This window comes from Streptomyces sp. NPDC048434, from assembly GCF_043200375.1.
Taxonomy (GTDB): Bacteria; Actinomycetota; Actinomycetes; order Streptomycetales; family Streptomycetaceae; genus Streptomyces.
In genome coordinates this window covers 429,379-436,905 of sequence record NZ_JBICXQ010000002.1, presented here as the reverse complement: position 1 = coordinate 436,905, position 7,527 = coordinate 429,379, and the positions used below count along the sequence as shown (strand labels likewise).

General features: G+C 72.5%; 6 protein-coding genes. 2 read left to right on the top strand and 4 right to left on the bottom strand.

The annotated features are described in order from the left end of the window. Positions 1-159: 159 nt before the first annotated feature. Positions 160-723: a bacterial proteasome activator family protein gene (locus ACGFWI_RS04275; RefSeq protein ID WP_393904354.1), complete on the bottom strand. Its 564-nt coding sequence runs from the start codon at positions 721-723 to the stop codon at positions 160-162. Between the two features lie 776 nt (positions 724-1,499). Between ACGFWI_RS04275 and ACGFWI_RS04270 the strand changes: the two genes are divergently transcribed. After that, the gene (locus ACGFWI_RS04270) at positions 1,500-1,700 is read left to right on the top strand and encodes a hypothetical protein (RefSeq protein WP_393904353.1); all 201 of its coding nucleotides are present in this window, start codon (positions 1,500-1,502) and stop codon (positions 1,698-1,700) included. 237 nt (positions 1,701-1,937) lie between these two features. Here the strand turns inward: ACGFWI_RS04270 and ACGFWI_RS04265 are convergent, their stop codons facing one another. Then, positions 1,938-2,915, bottom strand: a complete 978-nt coding sequence (locus ACGFWI_RS04265; RefSeq protein ID WP_393904352.1) for an NAD(P)H-quinone oxidoreductase — start codon at positions 2,913-2,915, stop codon at positions 1,938-1,940. 474 nt (positions 2,916-3,389) lie between these two features. On the opposite strand from ACGFWI_RS04265, the gene ACGFWI_RS04260 reads away from it, so the two are divergent. Beyond that, a complete protein-coding gene (locus ACGFWI_RS04260) occupies positions 3,390-4,499 on the top strand; it encodes a potassium channel family protein (RefSeq protein ID WP_393904351.1) in 1,110 nt (369 codons plus the stop codon). Positions 4,500-4,610: 111 nt separating this feature from the next. Here the strand turns inward: ACGFWI_RS04260 and ACGFWI_RS04255 are convergent, their stop codons facing one another. After that, positions 4,611-6,299 (bottom strand): molybdopterin molybdotransferase MoeA, encoded by a 1,689-nt coding sequence (locus ACGFWI_RS04255; RefSeq protein ID WP_393904350.1) that lies wholly within the window; start codon positions 6,297-6,299, stop codon positions 4,611-4,613. Beyond that, a complete protein-coding gene (locus tag ACGFWI_RS04250) occupies positions 6,296-7,309 on the bottom strand; it encodes a DUF6457 domain-containing protein (RefSeq protein ID WP_393904349.1) in 1,014 nt (337 codons plus the stop codon). The genes ACGFWI_RS04255 and ACGFWI_RS04250 overlap by 4 nt, the downstream gene beginning before the upstream one ends. Between the last annotated feature and the right edge of the window lie 218 nt (positions 7,310-7,527).

The following is a 7,527-nucleotide window of genomic DNA, read 5'->3' as shown; positions in this document are numbered from 1 at the left end:
ACCTAGGCCGGGGCGGGCGGGGGGCGGGCAGCGCGCGTCCCGCCCCCCCGGGGGGCGGGGCGGCCGGGGGGGGGGGCGCCCCGCGGACGCCCGCCCCCCCCCCCTCTGTGTATTCCGCGCGTGGTGCGTCGGCTCGACCGTGACGGCCCTGGGGCAGCGTTAGAGGTACGGGCCCGAGCGGGCACCGCCCTGGCCGGGCGCGCCCTCCTCGGCGTCCATCGGAACGGCACCGGGCGGCAGCGCACGGCGCATCGACTCCAGCTGGGCACGGGCGGCCATCTGCTGGGCGAACAGTGCGGTCTGGATGCCGTGAAAGAGGCCTTCGAGCCAGCCCACCAGCTGGGCCTGGGCGATCCGCAGCTCCGCATCCGTCGGCACCGATTCCTCGGTGAACGGCAGCGACAGCCGCTCCAGCTCCTCGACCAGCTCGGGGGCCAGCCCGTCCTCCAGCTCCTTGACCGAGCTGGAGTGGATCTCCTTGAGCCGGACCCGGCTCGCCTCGTCCAGAGGAGCGGACTTCACCTCCTCCAGCAACTGCTTGATCATGCTGCCGATGCGCATGACCTTCGCAGGCTGTTCGACCATGTCCGTCACGGGGGTCTCACGGGGTTCGTCGCCCTCGCCCCCGCTGCCGGAGCCGGTGCTGCCGAGCGCCATACCGTCCGGGCCGACCACCAGGACGTGCGGATTCTCCTGCGACCGTTCATTCATCGGCATATCCATGCCGCCATTCTCTCGTACGAGGGGTCATGAAGGGGGGTGCCCCTGAGAGAAGGTGATCCACCCTTCTGGGTCAACTCGGCTGCCGTGGTTTCACGTGAAACAACGGATTCCCACCGTTTCACGTGAAACCACCGAAATCAGCTCCGTCGCAGCCGAAGGGCGAAGAAGGCCAGACCCAGTCCTGTGAGAGCGAGGCCGGCGCCCATCGGAAGGACCCGCTCGACCGGTGCGTCCGGGGCTTCCATGGCGTAGGGGCTCGCCGTCGCAACCGCTTCGCCATCCGCGCTGTCCGGTACAGAACGCGCCTCGTCCTCGGGCTCGGCAGGGGTCGGGAGTGGCGGCAGCGCCTCGTAGGAGCGCTGCGTGAGCCGGTCCGCGACATTCAAGCGACGCGCGGGCGACGGCCGTGCCGAGGTCCCCTGTGCCGCATGTGATGCGGATGCCGAGGGCTTGGGGTGCTTCGGCGCCGGGGTGTGCCGGCCGGGTCGGGGGTGCGCACGGTCGACGTCGGGCGAGCTCGTCCCGGCGGACGGCCCATAATGACCGCGCCCCGGGAAGTCCGCGCTGTCGTAGTCGGGCCCCGGGAGGGGGTACGGCGGGCCGGCCGGCCCGATGAAGGCAGGGCCGAACGGGTGATGCGGTCGGTGGTGCCATCGTCCATATCCGCGAGGCCCACCGAAGTGGTGGTGCGAAGGCCGGTGCGGGTAGCCCGGAAAGGCGTCCGACAGGCCGGGGAAGCGCGGCGGCAGCTCCGGGAGGCGCGCCGGGGCCCCCGGGTGACCAGGGCGGTGCCGGTCACCCCGCCCGTCGACCGGGCGACGGTCGGCCGCAAAGTCGTCGGACGGGTAACCGTCGAGCCCGTAGTCGTCGGCCCCGGCTTCTTCCTGCGCATAGTCGTCGTCGGGCTGATCGCCGGGGCGGGCGAGGTGCGGATGTCGGTCGACCGGTGTGCCCCGCCGGTCCGCAGCCGCCGCTGAGGTGACCCCTATCGGAACGGGCAGGACGACGGCGGCCACCAACAGACCGCTGACAATGCGCGAACGGAAACCTGGAGCGACCACATGCCCCTCCCGTGCCGAGCCGTCGAGTGACCTCCTCAGCGTCACATGTGATGAGATTCACGGCATCTCAGACAGATCAGGCGGGTTACCCGACGGGAACGCGGGAGGGGCGGGCCCGGTCGGCGCGGGTTACGGGGCGGGAGGCCGGTCGACTCAGACCGTCAGCACGACCTTGCCGACATGAGCGCTGTCCTCCACGATGCGGTGCGCCTCGGCGGCCTCCGGCATCGGGAGCGTACGGTCCACGATCGGCCGCACCTGGCCGTTGCTGATCAGCGGCCAGACATGTTCCCGTACGGCGGCGACGATGGCCGCCTTCTCGTTCAGCGGGCGGGCGCGCAGCCCGGCACCGGTGATCGCGGCGCGCTTGGCCATCAGGGCGGCGAGATTCAGCTCCGCCTTCACCCCGCCCTGCAGCCCGATGATGGCCAGCCGTCCGCTGACCGCCAGCGCCTTGACGTTCCGCTGCAGATATTTCGCACCGATGATGTCGAGGATGACGTCCGCGCCCGTGCCGTCGGTGGCCTTGCGGATCTCCTGGACGAAGTCCTGCTCGCGGTAGTCGATGAGGATGTCCGCGCCCAGCTCGGCACAGCGGGCCAGCTTCTCGGGGCCGCCCGCGGTGACCGCGACCCGCGCGCCGACCGCCTTGGCGAGCTGGATCGCCATGGTGCCGATGCCGCTGGCACCGCCGTGGACCAGCAGCGTCTCGCCGGGCCGCAGATGCGCGATCATGAAGACGTTCGACCAGACCGTGCAGGTCACCTCGGGCAGCGCGGCGGCCGTGATCAGATCCAGGCCGTCCGGCACCGGCAGGATCTGCCCGGCCGGGACGGCGACCTTCTCCGCATATCCGCCGCCCGCCAGCAGCGCGCACACCTCGTCACCGACGGCCCAGCCGTGCACGCCGGGACCGAGCTCGATGATCCGCCCCGAGCACTCCAGCCCCGGATACGGGGAGGACCCGGGCGGCGGGTCGTAGAAGCCCTGTCGCTGGAGCAGGTCGGCGCGGTTCACGGCGCTGGCCACGACCTCGATCAGGACCTCGCCCTCGGCGGGCTGCGGATCGGGCACGTCCGCCCAGACAAGTGCTTCGGGGCCACCGGGCTCGGGGATAGTGATCGCTCGCATGGGCGCGAGGCTACTCGCCGTCCGCGTACAGGGCGACGGTGCGGGGGCTCATGACTACCGCCGGGTCGGCCACCGGCCCCCGGATGAAGTGCGGTTATTCATCCACCCGAGGCACCGGGTCGACGCCGGTGCGAGGCAACGGGGCACCTCTTCGGGGTACTCGGGCGGGCCACGGCGCGACGGTGCCGGGCCACGGCGCGACGCTGGGGCCCAGCCTTTGCCTTCTCCGGTACGACTTGCCACTCCACCGGGTGAGCACCCCGTCATTGCCCTGCAACCGCCCCGCTGCCGGCGATATCAACGCTTCATGATCAAGACGACGGCTCGCGCCTTCGCCGGTGCAGCGGAGTCCTGCCGCCGGTCGCCGGCTACCGCCGCGGCTAGGCACGCACGGGTGCCTGCATCCCGGAGCATGGGAGGCATGTTTCCTCCACAGACCGCCGCAGGCCAGGCCGTTCCGGGAGCGTCGACCGGATGAGTGACGAGCAGCAACCGCGCCGCGGGAACGACAGATTCTCCATCCTCCGCTCCCTCTGGTCCCGTACCCGGACCGAGGCCAAGGACGACACCGAGGCCGGCCGCTCCATCGTCATGCCCGCCCAGGACATGGCACCGCCACTCCAACAGGTCCTGCGACGGCTGGTGATGGCGCTCGGCGTACTGGCACTCACGACGCTGCTCGTATGGCTCGACCGCGACGGATACCGCGACAACGCCCACCACCAGGTCGATTTCCTCGGCGCGGCCTACTACGCGACGGTCACCCTCTCGACCACCGGCTACGGCGACATCACTCCGGTCAGCGACGGCGCACGGCTGATCAACATCCTGGTCATCACGCCGCTCCGCGTACTGTTCCTGATCATCTTGGTCGGCACCACGCTCGAAGTCCTCACCGCGCGCACCCGGCACCAGGTACGTATTCATCGTTGGAGGTCCCGCATGCGAGATCACGTCGTCGTCATCGGGTACGGGACAAAGGGCCGCCACTCCATCGAGACCCTGATCGGCCAGGGCGTCTCGAAAGAGAAGATCGTCGTTGTCGATCCGCAGAAGACGGCCGTGGACGCCGCCAGCAGTGACGGCCTCGTGGGCGTGCACGGCGACGCGACCCGCTCCGACACCCTGACCAGGGCCGAGTTGCAGCGTGCCGCGCGCGTGGTCGTGGCAACCCAGCGGGACGACACCGCGGCCCTGGTCACGCTGACGGCGCGGCAGCTCAACAAGCACGCCTCCATCGTGGTGGCGGTCCGCGAGGACGAGAACGTACCGCTGCTGAAGCAGAGCGGCGCCGACATGGTCATCACGAGTTCCAGCGCGGCGGGACGGCTGCTCGGTATGTCCATGGCCAGCCCGTACGTCGGCACGGTCCTGGAGGATCTGCTGACCTACGGGAGCGGACTGGATCTCGACGAGCGGCCGGTGACGAAGAGCGAGGCGGGCCGCTCCCCCCGCGAGCTCGGTGATCTGGTGGTGGCCGTCGTACGGGGGCACCGGGTGCTGAACTACAGCGACCCGCAGGCCGCGACGCTCGAACTCACCGACCGCGTGATCACCATCAGTCAGGCGGGGCCGAGCAGCTGACGTGTGCGCGGGCAGAGGGTGCGCGAAGGGGGCGGCGGGCCGAGCGGAGGACGGGACCCGGGCCGACGAGCGACATGGCGGCGCGCACGGCAGACGACCTGTGCCCCTGCCCTACGCGCGCCCGGGGGCGGTCCAGCCCGTTGATGCGCCCGGCGAACCCGTCGGGGAGTCCGCGGACCATCCTGCCGACGAACCGGCTGACCAGGGAAGTTCCAGGAGTTCGAGCTCGGTGCCGCGCTCCGCGCCACCGGGCGGGACGACGGCCAGCGCATCGGCGGCGGCGATTCCGCGCAGCATGGCAGGGCCGTGGAAGTGCAGCGGCACCGCCATCAGGCCGTGCCGTTCGTCATCGCGGTAGGCCACCGGAACGATCCGGGTGTCCTGCGGATGCCCGTGGACGGGGGCGGCCAGCGGCGTCCGGTACGGCGCGGCGGGCGGGCGCGCGGCGAGCGTACGGAGCAGCGGTTCGGCGAGCGTGACCAGGCCGGAGACCGCGGCGAGGGGGTTGCCGGGCAGGCCGACGAGATGCCGGTGCGCGGCCAGGCGGGCGAGCAGCATGGGGTGCCCGGGGCGGACCGCAACGCCGTCGACCAGCACCTCGGCGCCCAGCCGGCGCAGGGTGGGGTGCACATGGTCGACGGGGCCCGATGCGGTGCCGCCGGTGGTGATCACCACGTCGGCAGTGGACTCCGCAACGGCGGCATACAGGGTGTCGGCGTCGTCGGCGAGATGGCGCGGCGCAGCCGCCTCGACGCCCAGCGCATGCAGCCACGGGGCGAGCATCGGGCCGAGCGCATCGCGGATCCGGCCCTCCTGGGGCAGGCCGTGGTCCAGCAACTCATCGCCCAGCACGAGCACTTCGACGCGCGGCCGGGGGTACGCGGTCAGCTCGTCGTAACCGGCCGCGGCGGCCAGGCCGAGAACGGCGGGGGTCACCAGGGCGCCGGTGGGCAGCAGCTGGTCGCCGCGGCGGCACTCCTGACCCCGCGGGCGGATGTCCTGACCCGGCGGCGCGGGCTGTGGTGCGTACAGCCGCCGTCCGCCGTCGCTCAGCTCACGAACCTCGCCGTGCTCGCTGCGCAGCACGGCGGTGGCACCGGACGGCACGCGCGCACCGGTGGCGATCGGGATCGCATGGCCGTCGTGGAGCGCCTCGGTCGACGCGTGACCGGCGAGGATGCCGGGAGCGGGACCGGCCTCGGGTGCGTCGGCGGGGTGGTCGACGCGCCAGGGGCCGGGGCCGGATACCGCCCAGCCGTCCATCGCCGAGGTGTCGAACGACGGCAGATCGGTGAGCGCGGTGAGGGGCGCGGCGAGCGTACGGCCGAGCGCGTGACCGAGCGCCGAGGTCTCGGGCGTGGGTGGGCCGGCTGCGGCGCGCTCGGCGATGTCCCGGGCGGTGTGCCAGGGGAGGTTCAGGGGAGCGGGGGAGGTAGGAACCGAGGGGGCTTCGGGGCCGGCGGGGCCAGAGGGGCGGGAGGCGCCGGAGGAGCTGGAGGTGCTGTTTCCGGAGGCGGTGGGGTCGTCGGGGGAGAAGGGGTCGTCCGGCGTGTACGGGACGTCGCTTCCGCACCAGGTGGCGGAGGATGCGGCTGCCGTGGCCTCGTAGGCGGCATACGGCACGCTGACGGTCGTGGGCTCGGCCCCGCCCTCGGCCTCGGGCCGTACGCGCATCGGCGCCGCTGCGTTGGCCAGCGCGAGCGCCTCCTCGAACGGGTCGCCACGCCCGTCGCCCCTTGTCTCGCCCTCTGTCCGGCCCGCCGTGCCGCCGGGCTTCCCGTCGAACTCGCCGTCGGTCATTCCGCGGGCTTCGATTCGGTACCCGTGCCGCCGCCGGCATCCGCCGAGCCGGCGGACTCCTCGGCCTCCGCCGCCCAGCGGTTGGCCAGCGCGGTGGCGCGTGCGGTCAGCTCCTTCACGTCCCGGCCCTGTTGGCCCGCCGCGTAACCGATCAGGAAGGTCGTCAGCGGTGCGGCCGGCCGGGCGACGCCGTGCGCCGCGTCCCGCGCGAGATCGAGAAGCGCCGCCGTGTCGACATCGAGTTCGATGCCCAGGTCGGCCTTGACTGCGGTGATCCATTCATCCAACACGTTTCCATGCTCCCTGATACGGGCGCGCGCCGCGCTGATGTCTTCCCAGGTGTCGCAGTCGAAGGATGCCGTGGCCGTGACGTCCGGGACCCGTTCGAGCAGCAGCCCTTTCACCAGGGCACGCAGCGGCAGACCGGCCAGAGTGCCATGTTCGGCCCGTACCCGCGCCAGCTCACGGCGCAGCGACTCGGCCCGATAGGCGGCCACCAGCGGCTGGTCCCGCCCCGAGGCGTCCTGGAGCATCGCCCCGTCGCGCGCCGCTTCACCGCCCCGGGGCGCGGAAACGCCGTGGGGCGCGGAAGCGTCACGGGGCGCGGAAGCGTCACGGGGCGCGGAATCGCCGTGGGGTGAACCGCCGCCCGGCCCGGCGGCGGCCGATTCCGTGGCCGCCTCCAAGAGGCTCTGCACGGTCGCGGCCGTCAGGAACGGGAGGTCGGCGGAGAGGACGAGCACCGTCGGGGCGGTGGTGTGCCGCAGGCCCGCGTCCAGTGCGGCGAGCGGACCGCCGCCCGGTGGGTCCTCAAGGGCGCGGACGACGGCACGGGTGGTCGGACGGTGAGGACCGACGACGACGGTGAGCGCCGTATCGGGGCACGCGGCGAGCACCCGGTCCAGGAGGGGGCGACCGCCGACGGACAGGGCGGGTTTGTCCGCCCCGCCGAGCCGCCGGGCCGCGCCCCCGGCCAGCACGATGGTGTCGTAGTCGGTGAGGTCGTTCACCCCTTGAGTATCGCCGGGGGGACACGGATCACACCGGTGCCGGAGCTGCGGCAGCTGTCAGCTCCGCCACAGCGGACGCAACGGCCCCGGCCGGGGAGGCGCACCCGTCACACACGCCGCGGCCGCCACTCGGCTTGCCGCGGTTATCGCCTTCACCGCCACCACCGGCTGACTGCCGCCAACGGCTCAGTGCCGCCACCGTCTCCCCGATGTCACCG